This is a genomic window from Acidovorax sp. HMWF018 (genome assembly GCF_003061035.1).
GTDB lineage: Bacteria > Pseudomonadota > Gammaproteobacteria > Burkholderiales > Burkholderiaceae_C > Acidovorax > Acidovorax delafieldii.
The window spans coordinates 1-1,695 of the sequence record NZ_QAIM01000522.1 but is presented as its reverse complement, the minus strand read 5'-3'; the positions used below and the strand labels follow the sequence as shown (position 1 = coordinate 1,695).

Genomic DNA, 1,695 nt, shown 5'->3' with positions numbered 1-1,695 from the left:
CCTCGATGCGGCGCGAGAGCATGTGGCAGCGCGCGCGGGCCAGGGAGCTGTCGAGTGTCAGGTCCCAGCCGTTGAGCTCGATGGTGCCCGCCACGCGCAGGTGGTTGCCCAGGCGGCTCATGGCGATCTTCTTGCCGTCGTCGATGGTGGAGACCATAGGGGCGCCCTCGGGCTTGAGTAGCGGGAAGGTCGCGCTGTAGCCCTTGCCAGGGTAGATCGGCAGGTCCACGCCCACGCTGCGCAGCAGCGGTGCGCTGTACGAGCCGCAGGCCACCACGATGGCGTCCGCCTTCAATATGAAGTCTTTTTTGCCGCTCGCGCTAGTGGAATTTGGCATGACTGCTACTGAATCAATAGCATTCCCAATCTTGTTCAGCCGCAGCACATCGTGGCCGTACAGGAACTGCGCGCCGCGCGCTGCGCAGCGGCGGGCCAGTTCCTGGGTGAAGACCCGTGCATCGCCGCTCTCGTCGGTGCTGGTGTAGGTGCCGCCGGTGATCTTGTCGCCATAGGCCTTGAAGGCCGGTTCGATCTGCAGCAGCTCGTCGCGGCTCACCAGGCGGCGCTGTACGCCGTGCTTGCGCATCAGTTCGACCGCATGGCCTGCGGCGTCAAACGATTTCTGGTCGGTGTAGAAGTGGGCTATGCCGCGTTCGAGCCGGTTGTATTCGATGCCCGTGGTTTTCACCAGGTCCTTCAGTGCGGCATGGCTGTAGGCGCCCAGCGCCACAATCTGCTGCACATTGCGCTCGAACGCCGCATCGTTGCACTGCGCGAGGAACTGCAGGCCCCAGCGCCATTGCTGCCAGTCCATCTGCGGGCGAAACAGCAGCGGCGCCTCCTTGTCGAACATCCATTTGAGCGCCTTGAGCGGCGCCTCGCGGTTGGCCCAGGGCTCGCAGTAGCTCACCGAGATCTGTGCTGCATTGGCAAAGCTGGTTTCGAGTGCTGCATCGGGCTGGCGGTCGATCACGATGACTTCGTGACCGCGTTCCAGCAGGTGCCACGCCGTGCTGATGCCGATGATGCCGGCGCCGAGAACAATGGTTTTCATATGCGGAATGCCTTGTGAGCCTTTGCGTGCCACACGCCCCAGTGCGGGACACGATGGGGCGCAGTGTGCGCGACATTGCATTCAACTAAAAGCAAAATTAAACTTACTCCAAAAACATCAGCACACCTAATGAATAGCGCTGCGGAGACAACCCTCTTTTGTTTGAGCCCGAGACCATGAGCACCTACGATCCCGCCGCCCTGGAATGCCTTGCCGCCATCGTTGAAGAGGGCGGCTTCGAGCGCGCCGCGCAGCGCCTGAACGTCACGCAGTCGGCCGTCTCGCAGCGCCTGCGCGCGCTGGAGGCGCAGGTGGGCTCGGTGCTCATCGTGCGCAGCCGCCCGTTGCGGCCCACCTCGGCCGGGCAGCTGCTGCTCAAGCACACCAAGCAGATGCGCCTGTTGCGCGCCGACCTGGAGCGCGACCTGCAGGAGCTGGCGCCCAGCGCACCGGGGGGCTCGCGCGAAGACGAGCGCATCTCGATCGCCATCAACGCCGACAGCATCGCCACCTGGGCCATGGGTGCGCTGCACGATCTGGTGCGCCAGCGCCTGCCGCTCGAAATCATCGTGGACGACCAGGATTTCACGCAGGAATGGCTGCGCTCGGGCCAGGTGCTGGGCTGTGTGACCACGCTCAAG

At 64.1% G+C, this 1,695-nt stretch carries 2 protein-coding genes; one reads left to right on the top strand and one right to left on the bottom strand.

The genetic code is table 11. From position 1 onward, the window contains the following. The coding region (locus DBR23_RS22200) for an FAD-dependent oxidoreductase (RefSeq protein ID WP_108499602.1) at positions 1-1,054 on the bottom strand (1,054 nt) is incomplete at its 3' end. Between the two features lie 176 nt (positions 1,055-1,230). Here DBR23_RS22200 and DBR23_RS22195 point away from each other — a divergent pair. Continuing rightward, on the top strand, positions 1,231-1,695 hold a 465-nt coding region (locus DBR23_RS22195), incomplete at its 3' end, for an ArgP/LysG family DNA-binding transcriptional regulator (RefSeq protein WP_146191409.1).